General features: G+C 62.0%; 13 protein-coding genes. 5 read left to right on the top strand and 8 right to left on the bottom strand.

The annotated features are described in order from the left end of the window. Nucleotides 1-53 precede the first annotated feature (53 nt). Together bcsZ and BUS06_RS31155 are read left to right on the top strand one after the other, a co-directional pair. Entirely contained in the window at nucleotides 54-1,184 is a 1,131-nt protein-coding gene (gene bcsZ / locus BUS06_RS31160; protein WP_438803571.1) for a cellulose synthase complex periplasmic endoglucanase BcsZ, read from the top strand. After that, nucleotides 1,175-5,989 (top strand): cellulose biosynthesis protein BcsC, encoded by a 4,815-nt coding sequence (locus BUS06_RS31155; RefSeq protein WP_074268168.1) that lies wholly within the window; start codon nucleotides 1,175-1,177, stop codon nucleotides 5,987-5,989. The genes bcsZ and BUS06_RS31155 overlap by 10 nt, the downstream gene beginning before the upstream one ends. 195 nt (nucleotides 5,990-6,184) lie before the next feature. Here BUS06_RS31155 and BUS06_RS31150 read toward each other — a convergent pair whose 3' ends face one another. From BUS06_RS31150 to BUS06_RS31110, 8 genes are all read right to left on the bottom strand, one after another. After that, nucleotides 6,185-7,363 (bottom strand): SEL1-like repeat protein, encoded by a 1,179-nt coding sequence (locus tag BUS06_RS31150; RefSeq protein ID WP_254369012.1) that lies wholly within the window; start codon nucleotides 7,361-7,363, stop codon nucleotides 6,185-6,187. A gap of 286 nt (nucleotides 7,364-7,649) precedes the next feature. Continuing rightward, complete coding sequence (locus tag BUS06_RS31140) at nucleotides 7,650-8,927, bottom strand: SEL1-like repeat protein (protein WP_254369011.1); 1,278 nt, start codon at nucleotides 8,925-8,927, stop codon at nucleotides 7,650-7,652. Between the two features lie 3 nt (nucleotides 8,928-8,930). Further along, entirely contained in the window at nucleotides 8,931-9,140 is a 210-nt protein-coding gene (locus BUS06_RS31135; RefSeq protein ID WP_074268165.1) for a hypothetical protein, read from the bottom strand. Nucleotides 9,141-9,213: 73 nt separating this feature from the next. Then, nucleotides 9,214-10,491 (bottom strand): SEL1-like repeat protein, encoded by a 1,278-nt coding sequence (locus BUS06_RS31130; RefSeq protein WP_254369010.1) that lies wholly within the window; start codon nucleotides 10,489-10,491, stop codon nucleotides 9,214-9,216. A 3-nt stretch (nucleotides 10,492-10,494) separates the two neighbouring features. Then, on the bottom strand, nucleotides 10,495-12,411 hold the full coding sequence (locus BUS06_RS31125) for a phospholipase D-like domain-containing protein (protein WP_074268163.1): 1,917 nt from the start codon (nucleotides 12,409-12,411) through the stop codon (nucleotides 10,495-10,497). A 2-nt stretch (nucleotides 12,412-12,413) separates the two neighbouring features. Continuing rightward, nucleotides 12,414-15,050, bottom strand: a complete 2,637-nt coding sequence (locus BUS06_RS31120; RefSeq protein WP_074268162.1) for a type VI secretion system Vgr family protein — start codon at nucleotides 15,048-15,050, stop codon at nucleotides 12,414-12,416. Between the two features lie 563 nt (nucleotides 15,051-15,613). Beyond that, on the bottom strand, nucleotides 15,614-16,435 hold the full coding sequence (locus tag BUS06_RS31115) for a YkgJ family cysteine cluster protein (RefSeq protein WP_074268161.1): 822 nt from the start codon (nucleotides 16,433-16,435) through the stop codon (nucleotides 15,614-15,616). Between the two features lie 67 nt (nucleotides 16,436-16,502). Continuing rightward, entirely contained in the window at nucleotides 16,503-17,732 is a 1,230-nt protein-coding gene (locus BUS06_RS31110; protein ID WP_074268160.1) for a DUF2252 domain-containing protein, read from the bottom strand. A 261-nt stretch (nucleotides 17,733-17,993) separates the two neighbouring features. On the opposite strand from BUS06_RS31110, the gene BUS06_RS31105 reads away from it, so the two are divergent. The 3 genes from BUS06_RS31105 (at nucleotide 17,994) to BUS06_RS31095 (ending at nucleotide 22,817) form a co-directional block, all read left to right on the top strand. Further along, nucleotides 17,994-20,132 (top strand): hybrid sensor histidine kinase/response regulator, encoded by a 2,139-nt coding sequence (locus BUS06_RS31105; protein WP_074268159.1) that lies wholly within the window; start codon nucleotides 17,994-17,996, stop codon nucleotides 20,130-20,132. Between the two features lie 90 nt (nucleotides 20,133-20,222). Beyond that, nucleotides 20,223-21,131, top strand: a complete 909-nt coding sequence (locus tag BUS06_RS31100; protein WP_074268158.1) for a DUF72 domain-containing protein — start codon at nucleotides 20,223-20,225, stop codon at nucleotides 21,129-21,131. A gap of 144 nt (nucleotides 21,132-21,275) precedes the next feature. After that, nucleotides 21,276-22,817, top strand: coding sequence for a methyl-accepting chemotaxis protein (locus tag BUS06_RS31095; RefSeq protein ID WP_074268157.1), 1,542 nt, complete (start codon nucleotides 21,276-21,278; stop codon nucleotides 22,815-22,817). Nucleotides 22,818-22,846 lie beyond the last annotated feature (29 nt).

The raw sequence follows: 22,846 nt of genomic DNA, 5'->3' as shown, positions 1-22,846 counted from the left end.
CGGTCAAACTCAACACGGCGCCCTTGGCACTTGCATTCGGTCTCGTTGCGTCCATGACGTCAGCGGCCATCCCGACCGCGGCCGCCGCGGCTACGGCCCCGGCTTCGACTTCCGCGCAGTGCGACTGGCCAGCGTATCGCACCTTCGTCGAGCACTTCGTGCAGGCCGATGGGCGCGTGATCGACTATTCGACGCCGACCCAGCAAACCACCTCCGAAGGCCAGTCGTACGGCATGTTCTTCGCGCTGGTCGCGAACGATCGCGCCACCTTCGACCGGCTGCTCGACTGGACTCGCACCAACCTCGCCGGCAACCAGTTCGACGCGCAGAACCTGCGTCTGCCTGCATGGCAATGGGGCAGGAAGCCGGATGGCTCGTTCGGCGTGCTCGATCCGAATTCTGCTTCGGACTCCGATCTGTGGATCGCCTACGATCTGCTGCAAGCGGGCCGTTTGTGGCGCGACACGGACTATACGAAACTCGGTGAAGCACTCGCCGCGCAGATCGTGAGCAAGGAAGTAACCAGCCTGCCTGGCCTCGGCCCCATGTTGCTGCCCGGCCCGCAGGGCTTCCAGGCCGGCGGCGTGACGCGCCTGAATCCCAGCTACCTGCCGTTGCCCGTGCTGCGTGCGCTCGCCAAGGCGCAGCCGGGCGGCCCGTGGAACAAACTCGCCGATGCCGCGTACCAGCTCGTCAAAACAACGTCGCCACAAGGTTTCGTGCCCGACTGGGCGGCATGGCGCGCCGGCCAGTTCGTGGTCGATCCGAAGAACGGCGACACCGGCAGCTACGACGCGATCCGCGTGTATCTCTGGGCCGGCATGACGGCTTCTGCCGATCCGCTCGCCAAGCCCTGGCTCGCCGCCCTCGGCGGCATGCGCAATCAGGTCGCCCAGGTGGGCTTCCCGCCCGAGAAGGTCGCGGCGACCACCGGCAGCGTCAGCGGCGAAGGACCGCTGAGCTATTGGGGCGCACTTGCGCCTTACTTCAAGGCGCTCGGCGACGAGCGCGGCCTCGGACTCGCGCGCACCCACCTGGCTGCGCTCGACAACCCCGTCGCAGGTCACGAACCAGTCTATTACGATCGTGTGCTGGGCTTGTTCGGCACCGGATTCATCGATGGCCGCTATCGCTTCGACGATGCCGGCCGCCTCGTGCCGAGTTGGAGAAACGCATGCGATTGAGCGCCCTCGCGCTGGCGCTGAGCCTCGCTAGCGTCGCTGCGGCGACGTTGCCCACCACCGCTTTTGCCCAGGCTTCGTCTGATCCGCTCAACGTGCTGATCGATCAGGGCAAGTACTGGCAAGCGCACCACCGCGGCGACCTCGCCGAGCAGGCGTGGCAGAAAGTGCTGCGCATCGATCCCAAGCAGCCCGACGCCCTGTTCGGCATGGGCATGGTGCTCGCCGACCGCAAGGACGGCAGCGGCGCGCAGCAATATCTGGCGCGCCTGCGGGCAGTCGCGCCGAACTATCCGACCATCGACGATCTCGGCCGGCGCCTTGGCGAAAGCAGCGTGCGCGACCAGACCGTCAACGACGCCCGGCGCCTGCAACAAAGCGGCCAGGCGGCGAGCGCCGTGCAGGAATATCAGCGCGCGTTGCAAGGCAAACCCGCTACGCCCGAGCTGCAGCTCGAGTACTACCAGGCACTCGCGGCCACGCCGCAAGGCTGGGACCAGGCACGCCGCGGACTGCAGCAGCTCGCGCAACAGAATCCGGACGATCCGCGCTACGCGCTCGCATACGCCCAGCATCTGACGTATCGCGACGTCACGCGTCGGGAAGGTATCGGCCAGCTCGAGAAGCTCTCCGGTGACAACACGGTGGGCCCGGCCGCACGCAAGAGCTGGCGGCAAGCGTTGCTATGGCTCGATGCACGCGCCCCCGACGCCCCGCTCTATCAGAGCTACCTGCAACTTGCACCCGATGATGCCGCAGTCAAGGCGCGCTTCGATTCGATGGTGCAACAGGACAGCGCGGCGCGCGAACGCGCCCAGCAGAACGCTGCCGTCGATGCACGCGGCCGCACGATCGCCGAAGGCTTCGCTGCGCTCGACCGCAGCGACCTTGCCACGGCGCGCGCCAAATTCTCTTCAGTGCTGGCGAGTAGTCCGAACGATAGCGACGCGCTCGGCGGCATGGGTATCGCCGCACTCAAGCAGGAACACTTCTCCGAAGCGCGCGACGACCTGGAGCGGGCCTCGCGCAGCGGCAACCCGGCACGCTGGAAAGACGCGTTGCTGAGCGCGACCTACTGGACCTATACCAGCGACGCGATCGGCGCACGCAGCAACGGGGAATTCGCCAAGGCCAAGTCGCTATTCGAGCGCGCCATTGCGATCAACCCGTCCGATGTCACCGCGCAGGTGCTGCTCGGCGAAATGCTGCTGAACAACGGCGATCCGGCCGGTGCGGAACAGGCATACCGGATGGCGTTGCGTCGCCAGGCGGACAACCCCGACGCGATTCGCGGCCTCGTCGGCGCACTTGCTGCGCAGGGACGCGGCGACGAAGCGCTGCAGTTTGCCAATCAGCTCAATGCCGAACAGCAGTCGAAAGCAGGCGGTATCGATCGGCTGCGCGGCGAAGCGCAGGCCGCTCAGGCGCGTGCCGCCGAAGCGCGTGGCGATCTGGGCGCGGCACGCAGCCTGTTCGAAGACGCGCTGCTCAGCAATCCTGACGATCCGTGGATGCGCCTCGACCTCGCGCGCATTTACGTGCGCCAGGGCGCGATCGGCAACGCGCGCAGCATGATGGACGGACTTCTGGCGGCTCATCCCGACATGACCGATGCGCTCTATGCGAGTGCGTTGCTGTCGGCGGAAACCGAGGACTGGTCAACCGGCCTCTCGCAACTGGACCGGATTCCGCCAGCCCAGCGCACCGACGCCATGGCGACGTTGCAGCACCGCCTGTGGGTACATCAACAGGCGAGCCTCGCGATCCAGATGGCGAAGCACGGCCAGACCCAGCAGGCCTTCGCGACACTCGCCGCCGCGGAACCCGTGGCAGCCGGCAATCCGGAGCTGATCGGCGTGGTGGCGTCGGCCTATCAACAGGCAGGCGATTCGAACCGCGCACTGTGGCTCGTGCGCAGCGCCATGAGCGCCGCGCCCGGCAATACGGATCTGCTGTTGCAATACGCCGGCATCCTGCTCGCGACTCATCAGGATGCCGAACTGGGCACGGTGATGCGCCAGCTCGCCGGGATGCAGTTGACGCCGCAACAACGCACCGATTTCGGCAACCTGAATCTGACGATCGTCGTACGGCAATGCGATGCCGTTCGGCAGCGTGGCGACCTCGCAAGCGCTTACGACGTGATCGCGCCGTGGCTCGCGGCGATGCCTGACAATCCGGATCTGCAGGCTGCGCTTGGACGCCTTTATGGGTCGGCGGGCGATGACCGCAATGCGCTCGCCAGTTACCGCGTAGCACTTACGCGCCGCCCCGATGATCTGAGCCTGATGCTGGCGGCCATCCCTGCCGCTACAGGCGCGAAGGATTTCCGTTATGCAGAGGCGCTTGCCACCCAGGCACTGAATGCTGCGCCGGACGACCCCGGCGTGCTGGCAGCCGTTGGCCGCATGTATCGCGCCGAGGGCAAGCTGACGCTTGCGGCCACGTATCTGCAACGCTCGCTGGTCGCGGCCAACACACCCGTGGGTTTGGCCGCGCCGCGCGCCGGCTCGGCGAGCAATGTGCCACGCGGCTGGGAAGTGGCCATGCGCCGGATCGGCGCGACGCCGCTGCCCGGCACCAATCCGTTCGAAGGAAAAACCGCCGTCGATGTGCCGGCCGATGCCGCCGGCTCGAGTGGTACATCCAGCGCAGGCGCTGGCTTCAACGTCGGCGCACGGGCACCGGCGTATGCCGCGCCCAGCGCGTCCCCGTATTCGCAGTCTTCCTATCAGACGCAGACCGTGCCGACCTATCCGCCGCCTTCACAGCCCGCACCGTACGTAGCGCCCTATGTGGCGCCCACGGCGCCTGTCGCGCCTGTGGTCCCGTACACGACGCCTTATGGCGCGCCTTCCAGTGCGCCGAGTTCGAGTAACGCAGCGGGCGACTACGGTCCCGATGACTCCGGTTCGTCCCAGGCGGGCGCACCCGGCGCTATGCCCTTGCAACCGTATCCGGGACAGGGACAGGCGCCGATGCAACAGGCGCCGCTGCCGTATAACGCGCCTTATCCTGCGCAAGCTGCGACGCCGTATGGGGCGCCTGCGCCCTACGTGTCGACGCCGTGGCCGATGTCGCCTGCGGCACGCGAGGCGCAGGCCAATGCAGCGGCACAGCAGACTCAGGGCGGCTATGCGCCGCTTCCTGCGAATCAGAGCAAGGCTAGCAAGAAGCAGAAGACGGCCCGCAATCAGGCCACCACGCACAAGGCGAACGGCGCGGGACAGGCGTACGCGCAAGCGCCGTATGGTCAGCAACAGGGTTATGGGCAGCAGCCGTATTACGGTCAGCAACCGTATCCGCAACAGCAGGGATATACGCAGCCTTACCCGCAACAACAGCAAGGGTATGCGCCGCAGCCGTATCCGCAGCAGGGGTATGGGCAACCGGCGTATCCTCAGCAGCCCTATGCGAATCAGGGAGCCTACGCGCAGCAGCAGCCGTATATTCCGCAACCGCCGGCGGGTTATGCGCAGCCGTATTATCCGCAGGCTCCCGCTGCGCAAGCTGCGCCGGCTAGCGGCGGCAGCTATGCGCCGTCGCCGGTCAATGCTGCCAATTCGCAGACACTTGGTGTTGCCGAGGAACTGGCGCAGGTCAATCGAGAGCAGACGAGTACGGTTTCCGGCGGCGTCGTATTTCGCAACCGGTCAGGCGAAGACGGTCTGTCCCAGTTGACCGATATCGAAGCGCCGATCCAGGGGCGCATCCAGGCCGGCAACGGCCACATCGTTGTGACAGCCACGCCGGTGACCCTCGACGCGGGCACTGCGAGCAACCAGCTCTCGACGATCGCACGGTTTGGATCGGGGCTCGCGCCCTATCTGCCTGGCAAAACGACAAGCTCGACCGAAGTGGTCGATGCAACCAATCAGTTCGGTTCGCAAAATGCAAGCGGCGTGGGTTTATCAATTGGCTATGAAGCCCGGAGTTTCAAGGCCGACGTCGGCACGACACCGATCGGCTTTCCGATTGAGAACATCGTCGGTGGCGCCGAGTACGACGGCAGCGTGACCGACAAGGTGTCGTACACACTTGCCGTCGCCAGGCGCGCAGTCACGGACAGCTTGCTCTCGTACGCAGGTGCAAAGGACTCGGGGCAAAACCTCGAGTGGGGTGGCGTAACGTCGAACGGTGGTCTCGCGAGCATCGCCTGGGACGACGGCACGAGCGGTCTGTACGTGAACGGCTCGGGCCAGTATTACACCGGCCGCAACGTGGAAGATAACTTTGCGGTTAAAGGCGGCGGCGGGGTTTATACGCGCGTCTATAAAGACGCCGATCAAACCTTCACTGTCGGCGTCAACACGACGCTCATGCACTACGACAAGAATCTGTCCTACTTCACGTATGGCCAAGGTGGCTACTTTAGTCCGCAGCAGTACGTCATCCTGAACCTGCCTATCGAGTACATGGGTCGCAACGGTCAATTCACTTACGACCTCAAGGGATCGATCGGCGTACAGCACTATCGCCTCAATTCTTCGCCGTATTTCCCGACGGACTCGACATTGCAGAGCGAGGCCGCGACGAACATGGACAGCGTCACCACGACCACGCTCGACAGCGGCGCGATCTACCCCGGTCAGAGCAAGACGGGAGTCGCGTACTCATTTAGCGCAGTCGGCGAGTATCAGCTTGGGCCGCAACTGGCGGTGGGCGCGACTGCTTCGCTCGGCAATGCTTATCAATATCGTGAATGGCTGGCCGCCGTGTATGTGCGATATAGCTTTACGAAGCAGAATGGTTTGCAGCCGTTCCCGCCGACGCCTTTGACTTCGCCTTATGTTTCGTTGTCTAACTAGCAGATGAAGTGGCGAGGGGTGACGGGGCGGATATGGATTTCCCGTGACGTACGTCGCATGTGCCGGCCGGATAGCAGATGCCGGTCGGACACGCCACCGGCCTGCTCATACCAAGCGGGGGTACCGGCCGGAAACGTTGCGCCAGCTACAGTTAGCGGAGAGTGCGTGACTTCTTTCACCTGGTCGGTATGCTCATCAAACAATTCCTCCTTGAGCAATACCGTTGCCCCCAGTAGTACGGGAGAAAAGAAAAATAGGGCTGTCGCGCCGGTTCTCAGGATTCCTCTCAGGCGGCAGTTCACTCGTGCGCGCGACAGTACCCAAAGGCGCGCGCTCATCCTTCGCGCTTTTGGCGGGAGCCAGAGGAAGCCCTGTCGCCGGGTCAAGGTTCTTATCACGCGCAAGACGTTCAACAAGCTTCTCCTCGGGTCTCTGCGGTGGGTTCGCGGCGTCCTGCTCCTTCTGCCACTGGAACGTGCCATCCCACTCCGGTAGCTGCGCGGGAGGCAGCGGCACAATCTGATCGATGTCCGGGACCTTCGGATTCAGGCCTTGGTGAGCATCAAGAAAATTCCAGATCAAGCCGTACCGACGCGTGCGTTCAGAATCCTTGGATAGTCCAATGTAATAGAGTTTGTCCGACGGGTCCGAATCGAGCCCATATTGCAAAGCGAAGGCAGATGCCGCATCACCCGCGGCCACACCCTTTTGAAACGCCAGGACAGCTTGTGAGTATTGCTTATCTGTCATCAGGTCTACAGCGAGATAACTAGCTGCCTTTCCGTATCCCTGGTCAGTTGCGCACTCCATCATCTGCCGCGAAATGTCTGGAGCGCGATCTTTACCCGAAAGTAAATCACCCACGTAATACTGCCCTTCCGGACTTCCCAGGTCCGCAGCCTTGCGGAAATAAATCCGCGCCTTCCTCTCGTCCTGCTTCACGCCGTAACCGAGTTCAAGGTAGTGGCCCATGTCGTAGTAGCCGCCAGGGATGCCCGCAGCGATCAACTGTTCGGCCAGGTCAACCGTTTCCGTGGCCGCGTGGGGAGACGATGCCTGTCCGGTGGAGACCAGCAGTTGCAGGTTGTGGTTGGCCTTGTAGTGACCATACGCGGCGGCGATCCGGTAGTAGCGCGCTGCGGCGTCGAAGTCTTTCGGACCCGGTTTCTTTTCGAGGAACAGCGCATATTTGAACAGCGTATCGGCCTGCGGATCGAGCGGTGGCAGGTGGTCCGCCTCGTGGACGCAGGTGAAGGCCAGTTTCGCGCGCACGGCGCTCCATTCGGCTTGCGTGGGCATCGGATTATCCTTGTTCGAACAGGCGCTGAGCGTAAGCGCCAGGCAGATCGCAATTAATTTACTTCGTCTCTTCATCGTTCAGTCCAGCCGCAAACGGCTCGCACCGGTCCACGTGAATCCAATGAGTGACGCGATGGGAGCTAGTCCATTTGTTTGATTACGGGCATTTTCCGTAATGATGTACTCCCACGCTGCAGCCGCGAGCTTCGAGTCGTCCGATGCACCGTTCCTCTCGCCTCCCATATGGATATTCCACAGGTGCCTGCGCAATGGCTGCGTCACGTCCATGCGCTCATGACAGATGTTCGGTTCGCTGCCCACCTCCATGCTGCACCGGTTGACGTTGGTCGAACCGGGTGTCCTACGCCTCGTCGCTGTAGGCAACCAGGCTCCACGTCACATCGGTATGGTGCAGGCGCATCCCAAGCAACGCGTCGAGTCCCGGTATGGCACGCGGCTGGGTTATGGTGAGGCGCGGCATGATTTCTCCCTTGCCGATACGCTGTGTCGCGTCCGGACTGAAACCCGCCCATTGTTTCGCGCACCAGACGCCATCCTGCGGGCAGAACTCGTTGGTGCGAGCCGTGGCGCCAAGTGGCAAACGGTTGTCCTTTTTGGTCGGCGTGAGAGGCAGGCCCGTCGCAGGGTCGAGGTTTTTCTCATGGGCCAGCTTTGTAACCAGCGACTCGGCAGGCTTCTGCGGTGGCTGGGCGGCGTCCTGCTCCTTCTGCCACTGGAACGTACCATCCCACTCCGGTAGGTTCGCGGGAGGCAGCGGCACGATCTGCTCAATGTCGGCCACCTTCGGATTGAGGCCTTCGCGGTAGTTGAGAAACTTCCAGATCAAACCGTAGCGGCGTGATCGTTCGTGATCCTTAGGCTGTCCGATGTAAGACATCTCATCCGATGTATTCGGATCGAAACCATATTTCAGGAAGGACGCCGATTGCGCATCACCCGCTAACACACCCTTTTGAAATGCTTGGACAGCCCGTGAGTATTGCTTATCTGTCTTCAAGTCTACAGCGAGATAACTAGCTGCCTTTCCGTATCCCTGGTCAGTTGCGCACTCCATCGTCTGCCGCGAAATGTCCGGAGCGCGATCTTTACCCGAAAGTAAATCACCCACGTAATACTGCCCTTCCGGACTTCCCAGGTCCGCAGCCTTGCGGAAATAAATCCGCGCCTTCCTCTCGTCCTGCTTCACGCCGTAACCGAGTTCGAGGTAGTGGCCCATGTCGTAGTAGCCGCCCGGGATACCCGCAGCAATCAACTGTTCGGCCAGGTCAATCGTTTCCGTGGCCGCGTGGGGCGACGATGCCTGTCCGGTGGATACCAGCAGTTGCAGGTTGTGGTTGGCCTTGTAATGACCATACGCGGCGGCAATCCGATAATAGCGGGCGGCCGCATCGTAGTCTTTCGGGCCGGGTTTCTTTTCGAGAAACAGGGCATATTTGAACAGCGTATCAGCCTGCGGGTTGAGCGGCGGCAGGTGGTCCGCCTCGTGGACGCAGGTGAAGGCCAGTTTCGCGCGCACGGTGCTCCATTCGGCTTGAGTGGGCATCGGACTATCCTTGTTCGAACAGGCGCTGAGCGCAAGCGCCAGGTAGATCGCAACTGATTTACTTCGTCTCTTCATCGTTCAGTCCAGCCGCAAACGGCTCGCGGCCGTCCACATTAAGCCGACGTGCGACGCAAGCGGCGTCTCATAGCTGTTCTGCTTTCCGGCGTTCCGACTGATGACGTACTCCCACGCTGCGGCCGCGCGCTTCGGGTCGTCCGACGCGCCGTCTTCAATGCTATTGATATGGATATCCCACAGGTGCCTGCGTAGCGACTGCGTCACATCCATGCGCTCATGACAGATGTTCGGTTCGCTGTCCACCTCCACGCTGCACCGGTTGACGTTGGTTGAACCGGGTGTCCTACGCCTCGTCGCTGTAGGCAACCAGGCTCCACGTCACATCGGTATGGTGCTGGCGCATCCCAAGCAACGCGTCGAGTCCCGGTATGGCACGCGGCTGGGTTATGGTGAGGCGCGGCATGATTTCTCCCTTGCCGATACGCTGTGTCGCGTCCGGACTGAAACCCGCCCATTGTTTCGCGCGCCAGACGCCATCCTGCGGGCAGAACTCGTTGGTGCGAGCCGTGGCGCCAAGCGGCAAACGGTTGTCCTTTTTGGTCGGCGGGAGAGGCAGGCCCGTCGCAGGGTCGAGGTTCTTCTCACTAGCCAGCTTTGTAACCAGTGCCTCAGCAGGCTTCTGCGGTGGCTGGGCGGCGTCCTGCTCCTTCTGCCACTGGAACGTACCGTCCCATTCCGGTAGCTTCGCGGGCGGCAGCGGAACGATCTGATCGATGTCCGGAACATTCGGATTCAGGCCTTGGTGAGCATCAAGGAAATTCCAGATCAAACCGTACCGACGCGAGCGTTCAGAATCGTTGGACAGTCCAATGTAATAGAATTTGTCAGACGGGACCGCATCGAATCCATGCCGCAAAGCGAAGGCAGATGTCGCATCACCTGCGGCCACACCCCGCTGGAACGCCTTGACGGCTTCTGCATAGAGTTGGTGATCCACAAGATCGATACCTAGATAGCTGCCAGCCTTTCCATAACCCTGATCGATCGCACATTCCATCATCTGTCGAGAAATGTCCGGCGCGCGATCCTTTGCGGAAAGCAGGTCGCCGACATAGTATTGCCCTTCGGGGCTACCGAGGTCAGCGGCCTTGCGGAAATAAATCCGTGCCTTCTTCTCGTCCTGCTTCACGCCGTAACCGAGTTCGAGGTAGTGACCCATGTCGTAATAGCCGCCAGGGATGCCCGCAGCGATCAACTGTTCGGCCAGATCAATCGTTTCCGTGGCCGCATGGGGCGACGATGCCTGTCCAGTGGAGACCAGCAGTTGCAGGTTGTGGTTGGCCTTGTAGTGACCATACGCGGCGGCGATCCGGTAGTAGCGCGCAGCAGCATTGAAGTCCTTCGGGCCGGGTTTCTTTTCGAGGAACAGGGCATATTTGAACAGCGTATCAGCCCGCGGGTCGAGCGGTGGCAGGTGGTCAGCTTCGTGGACACAGGTGAAGGCCAGTTTCGCGCGCACGGCGCTCCATTCGGCTTGAGTGGGCATCGGATTATCCTTGTTCGAACAGGCGCTGAGCGCAAGCGCCAGGTAGATCGCAACTGATTTACTTCGTCTCTTCATCGTTCAGTCCAGCCGCAAACGGCTCGCGCCCGTCCACATGAAACCGACGAGCGACGCAAGCGGCGTCTCACCGTTTTTCTGCTTTCCTGCGTTCCGACTGATGATGTACTCCCACGCTGCGGCCGCAAGTTTCGGGTCGTCCGACGCGCCGTCTTCGATGCTATTTGTATGGATATTCCACAGGCGCCTTCGCAACGGCTGCGTCACGTCCATGCGCTCGTGACAGATATTCAGTTCGCTATCCACTTCCATGCTGCGCCGGTTGATGTTGGCCGAACCATGCGTGAGAAACACGTCGTCAACGATCATGATCTTGCTGTGAACGTAAACTGGCATCCAGGGGCTGCCTGCTGGCGAGTCGGGCGCAACCAGCGAACAGACGTGAACCTTGAGACCCGGGATCGGCTGCGGCAGAACCGCCTTGCCCGTGTTGAGGTTGTCGTCGTACTCGTGTTGCAGCTTCGCCTGCCTGGCTTGCGCTGCGTCAACGGCGCGTTGTGCGTCGGCCCGTTCCCGCGGGCTGCTCGCGTTTCGCATCTGCGTGTTCGCCGCCGTAACCTCTTTCCGGACATCCTGCAATGCGGAGCCGAGCGCGTCACTGCGCTCTTCCTTCGCGATGACCGGAATGGTGTCCGCGCGGCCAAGACTATTGAGCATGTCATAGGTCGTTCCAGGCCCCTGCCCGATACCGTCCCTGTTCGCGTTGGTCACAACAAAAAGATGAACCGGCTTTGCAGGATCACGTCCTGCGCAGATCTGCGCCTGTACCGCGCTCTTGATCTTTTCCGCAAGAGCCGGCCAGCGGAAGTACTGATTCTCGATATAGATGAATTTCGTTGCGTTATTGACCGCCTGAAGGTAAAGCGCCCTGATGTTACGCACACCTTCCTGCGACTGCGTGCGGCTGATGTGCGCCATGACGCGTGTACCGATCCTGTCGCGCGGTTCTAACTGCGCTGCAAATCCACTACGCTTTGCGAGCAGGTCTTCCTTCGCATCACGTTGCCACGCCCAGCAGAAATTGTCGTTCAGATGTTCGAGAATCGGCCCCGCCACGATGGCCGACATGTCCTGCCGTGGTGTATCACCATTGCGCCCCTGGCCCGGCGCTTTCTTCGCGTAGCTGTGACGGTCATCGTCCCAATAGGCATCCAGCGTGTTATGTCCCATCACGAAGCCCACAGCCACTTCCGGCGCTTCATAGTCGATCAGCACCATTTTCTGGTGATGGGAGGGTTCCGCACCGTATGCGCCAATAGTCCCGGATGTTGGGCCATCGCCGCTTCCCCGCATGAGTTTTTCCCGATACATGATCTCCTCGCGGTCGTGCAGCGAGAAGTCACGCGTCACCAGTTCGATGCCGATATCCCTGAAGGACTGCGAACCGAATATCTGGTACGGGTCCTGTCTGAGTGCGGTATACATCTGCGATCCGGCAGGCGCTGCACCCGAAGGTTTGCCGCCTGCCGGCAACCGGGCGTTGTGATACCAGTTCCGGTCGTAGGCGATCTGATATGCATCCTCGTTCTGTGTCATGAACCGCGCACCCTCGGTCCACCCCGGTACCTCCTGTTCGCCGATCTGCGCGATCCAGGCGGAATCGAGCCAGCACAGGACGCGAACCTTGACACCCGCTTTGGCCTTCCTGATGAGCAGATCGCCAATACGCAGCGATTTGCCACCGTCCCGTTTGAAATACATCGACGGCTGGAAACCCCAGCAGATGTAATCAATGGTACGCGTCGCCTTGTCAATGGCGTCATAGAGTGCTCCGAACGCATCGTGGCCGTTCACAAGCGGCGTGTAGTTGGCGGGCTTTGGACGATATTCCGTCTTCTGCACGAACCACGGCAGGGTTATCACCGCGCTCCGCGCGCACGACAGCGCGATGGGTACGGTAATCGGTAGTTGCTGGGTCATGGTCAGGCGTCCGTATCAAGCAGTTCGTCATAGTCGGCGCGGTGTTGCGCGCGATCAACCGCGCCAGCATTCGTGCCGCTTTGCCCCTCGTAGAAGTGAAAACCCCCATTGGCAAGCGCACCGTTATCCGCGTTGCCCCGATATTGATCGGCCACGGGAATCGTGTAGCTCGCGCCATTGGCAAGCTTGAGCGTGTATTGCTGAGTGGTGGGGTGGTGTTCGACCTGAAGCAGACCGGTTTCGTCCATGACGCTCTGCTTGACCAGCGTACCGCCCGCGAACAGGCTGTAGGGCATGTTCGCGGGAATCGCCGCGCGAGAGGCCGGCGACGCACCCGCGTAGAACGTCAATGGCGTGGTCGGCATGCCGGCGAGCGCTGGGTGGTTCAGGTCCAGCGGCATGTTCAGTGTCGCCTTACCCTGCTTCTGCACCGTGATCGTCTTGATGAACAGGTCGAACGGGCCACCGAGCGTGATGCTGCCGTCCTTCATCTGGATGAACGCGCCACCCGACTCAAGCGTCAGTTCCTTCTTCGCACAGATGCGCACCGTGCCATTGACGCTCGACACCGTCAGATCCTGTTCCGCGATCAGCGACATGGCATCGGTCTGCGCCTGAATTTCGACCGGACCTTTGGCTGCAAAAATCCTGATGCCAAGTTTCTGCGCGAACAGAGACAGCTTTTCGCCCGCCGCCACCGTAAAGCGTTTGAGCACGCTCCAGTCGACGTTCTTCCCGGCAACCGCCGAGATGTCGCCCTGCGCCGCAAACTGCACGTCCTGGGCCGCCACGAGCGCCGCCGAAGCGGGTGTACTCATGAGCAGCCCCGGTTTCTTCAGGCCATCCAGATCCTCCCTCATCTGCTGCTGCGCATCAGTATCGGCAGGCTCGGCCTTGGCGCTGCTGGCCGATGCCGCCAACGCCTTCGCCGTCGCCAACGCGCTCTCAAGCTGGGCGATGGTCTCCTCCATGTCGAGCTGCCTGCCGGTCGCGCCGGGGCGGTCGTAGGTCGTGACCATCACCCCCTTGCCCGCGCGAAGCGCCCCCCAGCCCGCAGTCCTCAGCTCGTAGCCTTCGCCCCGGTACTCCAGCCTGCTGTTGACGAGATAGCCGAGATTCAGTTGCGACTTGCCCGAGTGTTCCGTGCTGACCTTGATGCCTTCCTGGCCTGCCCAGTCCTCCATACGCAACTTGTTATTCGATTGCGTGCGAATCATGTTGCGCGAGAGCCATCGACGGTCGTTCGTGACGAGGTCGCGCGCCTGGCTGTGGTGATGGAAGGCGACGATTTCAGGCTTGTCCGGGTCGCCGTCACGACAAACGATCACGGCTTCGGCATCGTCCAGCGCGGGGAAGTGGAAACCGGTCTGCAACTTTCCGGCGAACGGCTTCGCCAGGCGTAGCGGTACGCTCTCGCCGCCATTGGGCCACGTTTCGAAGTCCGCATCGAAGCGAACCGTATAGTGTCCGCTTGCGGTTATATAGGCATATTTGTACGAGTCCGGGCTTGTGACGCGCGCTGAAAGTGTGCCGGTCACTTTGGACCAGGTTTCCGGTTCGAGTCTGAGACGGAAACGGCGGTCGGCAGGAATCGCCTTGTAGCTATTCGCATAGGGCCTGTCGCGTGCGCCGCTGTGCGTCACCTCGACAATCACCTGGCCTTTCGGCGCATCGGGCAAGGTGGTGTCCATCTCAAGCACGCTCGCGCACCGCAAAGCCAGCACGTTGCTTTCGCCCTCATACACGACCTGCCAGGCAATGGCGGCTTCGTGCCGAAGCTGCGCCTCCCACTTCGCGCCCGCCTGGTCGAGGTGGTGCGTGCCGTAGATATACGTCTGGCCGTAGGTAGTTTCGTCTTGCGGCGCGACGTTGGCTTCATCCCTGAATCGCTCCCAGGCCTGGGCCGGGTTGTAATCCGCTACGACGAACGATTGCGGCACCGTCTCGGTATGGGTTTTGATCGCCGTCACTGCCTCGACGCCGCCCGCTTCAAGTCCCGCCGCCTCGCGATACGGCACAATCCGTTGCGGCTCGTCGTAAATGTAATGGTCTATGTCGTCCCCAAAGACCACCTGATCGCCGTATTCCGTCTCCACAATGAAGTAGTAGATTCCGGCCTTTTCCGCCAGCATGTGGATATAGGCACTGTCGCTCATCTGGTGCTGCATGCGGAACAGATGCTTGCGGTATTGCCTGCGCAACCTGAATGAAAACTGGTGCTCCCTGAGCCCATGGCTGCGCAGGATCGCCGCGATAATGTCGGGCGTGCTGGCATGCTGGAATACTTTCCTGCGGGTCACGGCCTCCAGCCGCGCCAGATGCGACTTCAGCACGACCTCGTACTTGACATGGTCCTTCGTGGTCTGGATCGTGGAGAAGCGCGCGATGAAGCCCGAGATTTTGCGTGGCGGCCCACCGTCAGGCACGATGGAGAACTTCGCATCGAGGTTCAGGTAATCAGCGCGCGCAAGCTGCAACGGATGGGTCAGCACAATGCGCACCTCGGTGGGCTCGCCCATCTTTTCGGTCGCTTCGAACGATACGACCGAGAGCGCCGCTGCGCTGTCCGTGCCAGGTACATCGAGGAAATACGCCTGCCGTCCTGTTAGCAGGTTTGCAACCGGATCGAATTCCGCCATACACGAGTCCCTGTTTTCTTGTTGTTGTTCCGCGCTGCGCCGGCCGCTGCACACCCGGCGATCGGACTCATCTGGAAACCGCCCATGCCAGTAAGTGCCAATGCGATCTTTAGCGCGTTCTGAAAATCAAACGCGCTAATGTTCGAAAAAACGGGCCCTCGGAAAGACACCCTTCCGGATAAATGTGTGGCGAACGACGAGCAACGTCCGGCATGGTAAAACGGTTTGTCATCCTAAAAAAGGGAGGAAAACCGGGGAATGAAACGAGGGGGACTCAAGCTCGAAAAAATGCTTAGCTTCGAAGACAAAGCAGAGGGGTCATCAGCATGACCGATACGCGCCGGTGGCCCGGCTTCCTGAGTCTGTTGCCAGAACAGATCTCTGCGCCTACAACCAGGTCGCCAAACTCAAACAGACCGGATGCCTGCTCGACTGCTATACCTTCAGAAAAACTTGTCCACAGAAACCGTTCATAAGGCTGTGGACAACCCGTCTGAACGCGCCGCAAGTACCTGACGCAGAACACTTAACGCTCTGCGTCCTCCGCGCGGGCAGAACGCTCGCTAAGCAGCGGCCGCGGGAAAAAAGCCGAGATATTCAAAGGCCTCCGGACGATCGGCATCAACCCAGGCACTGAGCGCCCCCACCGACTCAAGCGTGTTTACGGTTGCCCGGCGATTCGACACAAATCGCCAACTCGGCAACGCGCCAGACTCCGACTCAGCAGCAACTGCCTCCACGCCCTGCGCAACACCCAAACCATCCGCCTGCGCCCCCACCCGCTCAAGCGCCGCAAGCAACGCCTCACGCTTCGGCGTATGCACCACAAACCCCTCATTAGCCAACGCAGCCACATCGACACCAAGCAACGCACACAGCCTTTGCTTCGCCACCGCATCCCGAGCATCGGCCGCCCGCGATTGCTGAATCAGTTCAACCGTCGTCGCATCCACCAGTTGCCCCCCACGCATCAGCGGCGCAAGCCCAGGCGTCCACGCCTCCGGCGGACAGCCCTTGGCCGCCGGCTCCAACTGGATAAACGGATTGATTTCAGCCGGATAGATGCGGCAGACCAACGGCCGCTCCTCATAGATACCGCAGCGCATATCAGCCTGCAGGTTCGGACACGGCCCGGCAAACGCGCCAGTCAGGATCACCACGATCCGCGTGGGCAAGCTGCCGCTCATGGCCGCAAACGAACGGCGGCGTTTATGAGCCGCCTGCAGATTGTCCGCGGCGGGCTCTTCGGGCCAGGGCAAAGCCTCGCAGAGAATCTGCACTTCGTTACCGCGCCCAAGCCAGGCGAGTGCTTCTGCGACTGTCAACGGCAAACGCAGATCGTGGCAGCACTTGCCGCACATCGTGCATTCGAAATCGATATCCATGCTCATGCTCAATCAGCGTTCCATCGCGCGTTGCGGGGCCGGCCGGCGGCAGGCTGGCCGCACTCTATCACGCGCCGGCTTCGAGCGAGTAACGCCGGCAGTGTTCAAGATAGCCCGCCTCGTGACCGCTCATCAGTTCCACAATACTCTTCCAGAGCCACGGCGGCGCATCGATGGTTTTGCTGCGGCTGCGCCGCAGTTCACCCAGCCACGCCTTGCGCTCCGTGTCGTCCATCTGGCTCGCATGGGCCTTGCCGACAACAAGCGCGAGAAAGCGTGCCGCCTTCATCGCTTCATCGCGCGTCAGTTGTTCAATCGTAAGCTTCATGTCTTGCGGCAACAGTTCACGAATCACCACCGCTCGCTCGGCGAGACGAGCAGCGCGCATCCGGTCGCCAAGAAACGGCGCGAGATGGCGTGCGCCCTCCACCACCCGCTGCGCATTGTCACGTGGCATGCGCGCGCCGGCGTAGCGTGGCGCCGCCGCTTGCGCCGCCTCCTTGATGTCGATCAGGCAAAGATCGTCACCGTCGATCGAGGCACCGTCGACGTCGAGCAGCACGGCATAACGCAAACGCCCTAGCGAACTGCAGCCCTTGACCCAATAGGCTGCATCGAGCACGGTGACTTTCGCCGCTTCGTTCTCCGAACGTAACTCTGTGGCCAGACGCGCAAGCGTGCGCTTTTCGAACAGCGCCGCAATCTCGCTGCGCTCGCTTTTCGACAGCGGCCAGAAACGCTTGCCGAGTGGAATTTCCGGCTCGACATCTTCGATGCGCTCTTCGGCGAGGTGCTGCCACGAGCGACGCAGCGCTTCCCTCATGACCACCCGCACCGCCTCGGGTTTTTCGGCCTGGATGTCCGTGTGATCCGAGGCGTCGTCGAAGGCGCGTTCGTAACCGTCCGCGAGCGCTTCCATCATGCGTACGGTAATGACGCCGGACAGATCCGAGCCGCGTGCTGCCGTTGCGAGCGACAAGCCGAGCCGGATCAGATCGTGTGCCGGATTGCCGATTACCGTCTGATCCAGATCGCGAATCTGGATTTCCACACGGCCCTGCGCATTCGCCACCGGCCCGATATTGCCGGCGTGGCAATCACCGCAGATCCACACGGCAGGGCCTTGAGGCAACGCGTCACTTTCCATGCCGTCGAGCCACTCGTAAAACTTGCTGGTGCTGCCTCGCACATAGGCGTCGGCTGAACGCGCCATTTTGGCGTTGCGGCGGGCGGCCAGCAGTTCCATTCGGGCATCGGGCTTGGGAAGCGCAGCGCGGGCGGGATTTTTCTTTGGCATTGTGGAGACGTCCAGAGGCTGTCGATCGATTTGTCAGTCGTCCACCATGCCACAGCGCGACCGCGCGAACAACCCGACGAGGTGCTCCTGTCAGGGCTGCCGCCGCACGCAGCCTTTCGGGAACATTTCGGGAACGCGGATTGCTACCCGCATTCTGGATGCACTCGCCTGGCAAGTGCCCCGATCCAGTCCGCCGAACCCGCGACGCGGCACCTGCTGGTGTGAACGCGCGCATCTATGTGACAACTGTGGAGCAGAACAATGCCACTCACGGCAGACGACCATGGCTGCCCCGGCTGGAAAGGGGAAATGGCCGAACGGATCCGCGGATTCGACTGGACGGCAACCGAACTGGGTCCCATCGACCAGTGGCAGCAAAGTCTCGTCGCTGCCGTGCAATTTGTACTTGGCTCGCCGTTGCCGATCGTGATGTTATGGGGCAAGCAGGGCTACATGGTCTACAACGATGCCTACGCGGTGTTCGCCGGCGGTCGTCATCCCTACCTGCTCGGCTGTCCCGTCGAGCTGGGCTGGCCGGAAGTGGCGTCGTTCAACCGCAATGTGATGGCCACCTGTCTCGCGGGCGGCACGCTGTCGTACGTGGACAAGGAACTCGTGCTGCTACGCAACGGCCAGCCCGAAGACGTATGGATGGATCTGTACTACAGCCCGGTGGCCGACGACAGCGGTGCGCCGGCGGGCGTGATCGCCGTGGTCGTGGAAACAACGGGGCGCGTGCTCACCGAACGCTCGCGGCAGCACGCCGAAACTGCGCTGCGCCTGCTCACCGAGACGCTCGAGCAACGCGTCACCGACGCTGTCGCCGCGCGAGCGCTGGCCGAAGAGCAATTGCGCCAGGCTCAGAAGATGGAGGCAATCGGCAGCCTCACGGGCGGCGTCGCGCACGACTTCAACAACGTGCTGCAAGTGATCAACGGCAACCTGCAGATGCTGGCCGCCGACGCGAGCGACCATCCGGCCAGCCAGCGCCGTATCGCCGCCGCCACGCAAGCCGTCAAACGAGGCGCGCAACTGGCCGCTCATCTGCTTGCCTTCGCACGCCGCCAGCCACTCTCCCCCGCAGTACTGAATCCGCGGCGGCTGCTCGACGGCATGAGCGAGATGCTGCACCGCGCGCTCGGCGAAACGATCCGGGTCGACACCGTGCTCGGCCCCGATCTGTGGAACGTGCTGGCCGATCGCAACCAGCTTGAAAATGCCCTGCTCAATCTGTCGATCAACAGCCGCGATGCCATGCATGGCGAAGGCACGCTCACGATTCGCGCCGAGAATCTCGTTGTCGCCGAGCGCGACGATCCAGGCTACGCCGATCTGACTGCTGGGGAGTACCTGGTATTTTCGATCGCCGACACCGGCATCGGCATGCCCGCCGAAGTGCTCACGCGTGCAGTCGAACCGTTTTTCACAACCAAGCCCAATGGGCACGGCACCGGTCTGGGCCTCAGCATGGTGTTCGGCTTCGTCAAGCAAAGCGGCGGCCACACCGTGATCGACAGCGTGGTCGGCAAAGGCACCACGGTGCAGCTCTTTTTCCCGCGCTGCCGCGAAGCCGAGACCGCCGAGATCGCAGAGCAGAACGAGGCGCCGGTCGGCGGGCGCGAGACGATTCTCGTGGTCGAAGACGACGCCGAGGTGCGCCTGACCGCGGTCGAAATGCTGATGCAACTCGGCTACAAGGTATTGACCGCCGCAGACGGCGACGCGGCGCTCGAATTCGTCGACAGCGACCTGCAGATCGATCTGCTCTTTACCGACGTAGTGATGCCCGGCACCGTCAAAAGCGTCGAGCTGGCGCAGCGCGCCGCGTTGCGCTCGCCTGCCATTCCAGTACTCTTCACCTCCGGCTACACGCGCGACGAAATCTTTCACCACGGCAAGCTAGACGCCGGCGTGACGCTGCTGAGCAAGCCGTATCGGCGCGACGACCTTGCCAGCAAGGTGCGCGGCGTGCTGAATGCGCACCGCGCGAAGCTTGCAAATGCCGTGACAGACACACCGTATGCTGTGGCGTCGCCCTGTGTACTACTGGTCGAAGACGATCTGCCTTCGCGTGAAGCGATGGGTGAGCTGCTCGAATCGTTCGGACTGCAATACACTGCGGTGGCCAACGCCGAAGAAGCCCTCAAGCTTGCATCGACGCAACGATACGATATCCTCTTGAGCGACATCAGCCTGCCGGGACTATCCGGGGACACGCTGGCGCGAGCGCTGCGAAGTGCGCAGCCGGACCTGCGGATTCTGCTAATGTCGGGCTACGGCGAAAGTGCTGAAATCGGTCAGGCGATACCCGGCGCACGAATGCTCGCCAAGCCCGTAGATATCGAACTGTTGCGGCGTGAACTGGCTGCGTGCACCGCGCACGCCGAGCCGGCAACGTAGGAAGACTGCGCTCCTGCGCGGCGCAGCAGACCAATGCGAAGCAAACCGGGGCGGCCCGGGCAAAGCACTCAAAGCGACAGAATGGAGACCATGAACATCCAATGCGGCACCGCCGGCTGGACCGACAAAACACTAATCGCCTGCAAGCGTTTCTATCCGCGCGGCTGCAGTACGGCCGAAGCGCGGCTGCGTTTCTACGCAAGCCAGTTTCCCCTCGTCGAAGTCGACTCCGCGTACTACGGGATGCCGTCGGCGTCCAATTCGCAGCTGTGGGCCGAACGCACCCCCGACGGCTTTACCTTCAACTTCAAGGCTTTCCGTATCTTCACGGGACACCAGACCTCGCCCGACGTGCTGCCGAAGGACATCGCAATGGCCTTGAGCACACCCGCCCTAAGCGCGCGCAAGAAAAATCTTTACTACCGCGATTTACCGCCGGAGATTCGCGACGAGCTGTGGCGGCGCTACCTCGAAGCGCTAGAACCGTTACGGCAAACACAACGGCTCGGCGCGGTGCTGTTCCAGTTTGCGCCATGGATCACGAGCGCTCCGCAGGACCTCGCCCACGTCGATGAATGCGCCGCTCGCATGGCCGGTTATACGATGGCGGTCGAGTTTCGCAACCAGTCCTGGCTGGACGAAAACCACGCGCCCAACACGCTCGCGTTTCTGCGTGAGCGGGCCCTCGTGCACGTGATCGTCGATGCGCCCCCGGATGTGAAAAACCGCGTGCATACCGTGTGGGAAGTCACGAATCCGCAACTTGCGATGGTACGTATGCATGGCCGCAACACGGAGAGCTGGAGCCCCGGCGTCGGCGCGTCGGCGTCGGACCGTTTCAACTACGACTACAACGACGCCGAGCTGGGCGAGCTGGCCGCTTCGATTCGGGCGATTTCCACGCGGGCTGCGAAAACCCACGTGATTTTCAATAACTGCTTCGAAGATCAAGGGCAGCGCAACGCGCTGACCATGACTGCGATACTCGTCGATGCATAGAAAAATGTCGAAAGGCGGTACCCGCACAAGCCCCAGCGCTGTTTCGCCCGTCACGTATAAAGTTTTTGCACCCAGCGGCCGATAACGACAATAGGACCGGACTCCTCATCCGGACGTCAAATCTGCTGGAGCCCCCTCCTCGTCATGTTTTCCCGACTCTCGATCAAACTCCGTATCTGGGCGACGGTAGGATGCCTTGTCGTACTTTTGCTGCTCCTCGGCCTGGTGGGCCAATTCAGCACCGGATCCGGCCAGACCGCCTTGCGTGAGACGTACTCCGTGCAACTTGCTTCCGCGGTGGCGATGGGCGACAGCAAATACAACCTCGCCATTGCCCGCGTGACCATGGACCGTGCGATCCTGCACCCCGAATCGCCCGATCTGCCGACGCTGATCGGCAAGACGCACGGCTATCTCAACACCTCGAAGCAGGCGCTCGCCCGCTACCTCGCCCAGCCGCACGACGCCGATGAGCAACGCCTCGCCGATGTCGTCTCAAGCAACTTCGACAAGCTGCTCAACGAAGCGATCGAACCGGCATTGCAGGCACTGCAGCACGGCGATGCAAAGAGCGCCGACAAGATCGTGATGACGACGATGCCGGTCCTCTCGCTCGCACTGACCAAAAGCACCGATCAGTTGAACGCTTACCTGCTCAAACGCGGCGCCGACAACTACGACGGCTTTCAGCAGACGCTCAAAACCATGAGCATAGTGTCGGCCGCGCTGATGCTGCTGGGTATCGCCATCGCCGCACTGTGCGCGATGGGTTTGCAAAAAGCGATTTCGCGGCCGCTTGCGAACGCATTGCGCGCCTGCTCGGCCATCTCGAAGGGGGATCTTACCGACCCGATTGAAGTGGGCGGACACGATGAAATGGGCAAACTGATTGGCGCACTCTCGGCGATGCGCGACGGCCTGTCAGGCACCGTCTCGTCGGTACGTGACGGCAGCGCGACCATGGCGACCGCCACCCAGGAAATTGCCGCCGGCAATGCAGACCTGTCGCGGCGCACCGAATCGCAAGCTGCGGCCCTCCAGCAGACCGCCGCCAGCATGGAGCAACTGACGGCAACCGTGCGGCAGAACAACGCCAACGCGAGCCATGCGAGCCAGCTCGCGAAAGAGGCCTCCGAGATCGCAGCAAACGGCGGCGGTGTGATGGACCGCGTCGTGGGCACGATGGCCGATATCAACGAGCAGTCGGAAAAGATGTCGGCGATCATCGGCGCCATCGAAAGCATTGCATTCCAGACCAACATCCTTGCCCTGAACGCCGCAGTCGAAGCCGCGCGGGCCGGCGAAGAAGGCCGGGGCTTTGCCGTGGTCGCGGGCGAAGTGCGCACCCTGGCGCAACGATCGGCCGCGGCAGCCAAGGAGATCAAGGGATTGATCCAGACCGCGGCGAGCCGCGTCGGCGATGGCACGGGTCTGGTCCAGACCGCAGGCAACACGATGGCGCAGATCGTGGAATCGATCCGGCGTGTCAGCGAGATCATGACCGAAGTCGCCGCGGCATCCGGCGAGCAGAGCGATGGCATCGAACAGGTAAACCGGGCCGTGGCGCAAATGGACGAGGTCACGCAGCAAAATGCGGCACTCGTCGAACAGACGACGGCCGCGGCGCTGTCGCTCGACGAACAGGCGAAGGCCTTGCAACTCGCGGTATCGCGGTTCAGGGTTTAACGGAAGTCTTGCCGCGCGAACGGCGCTCC

It is taken from the genome of Paraburkholderia phenazinium (assembly GCF_900141745.1).
GTDB lineage: Bacteria > Pseudomonadota > Gammaproteobacteria > Burkholderiales > Burkholderiaceae > Paraburkholderia > Paraburkholderia phenazinium_B.
This window is presented reverse-complemented; position numbering and strand designations above follow the sequence as displayed.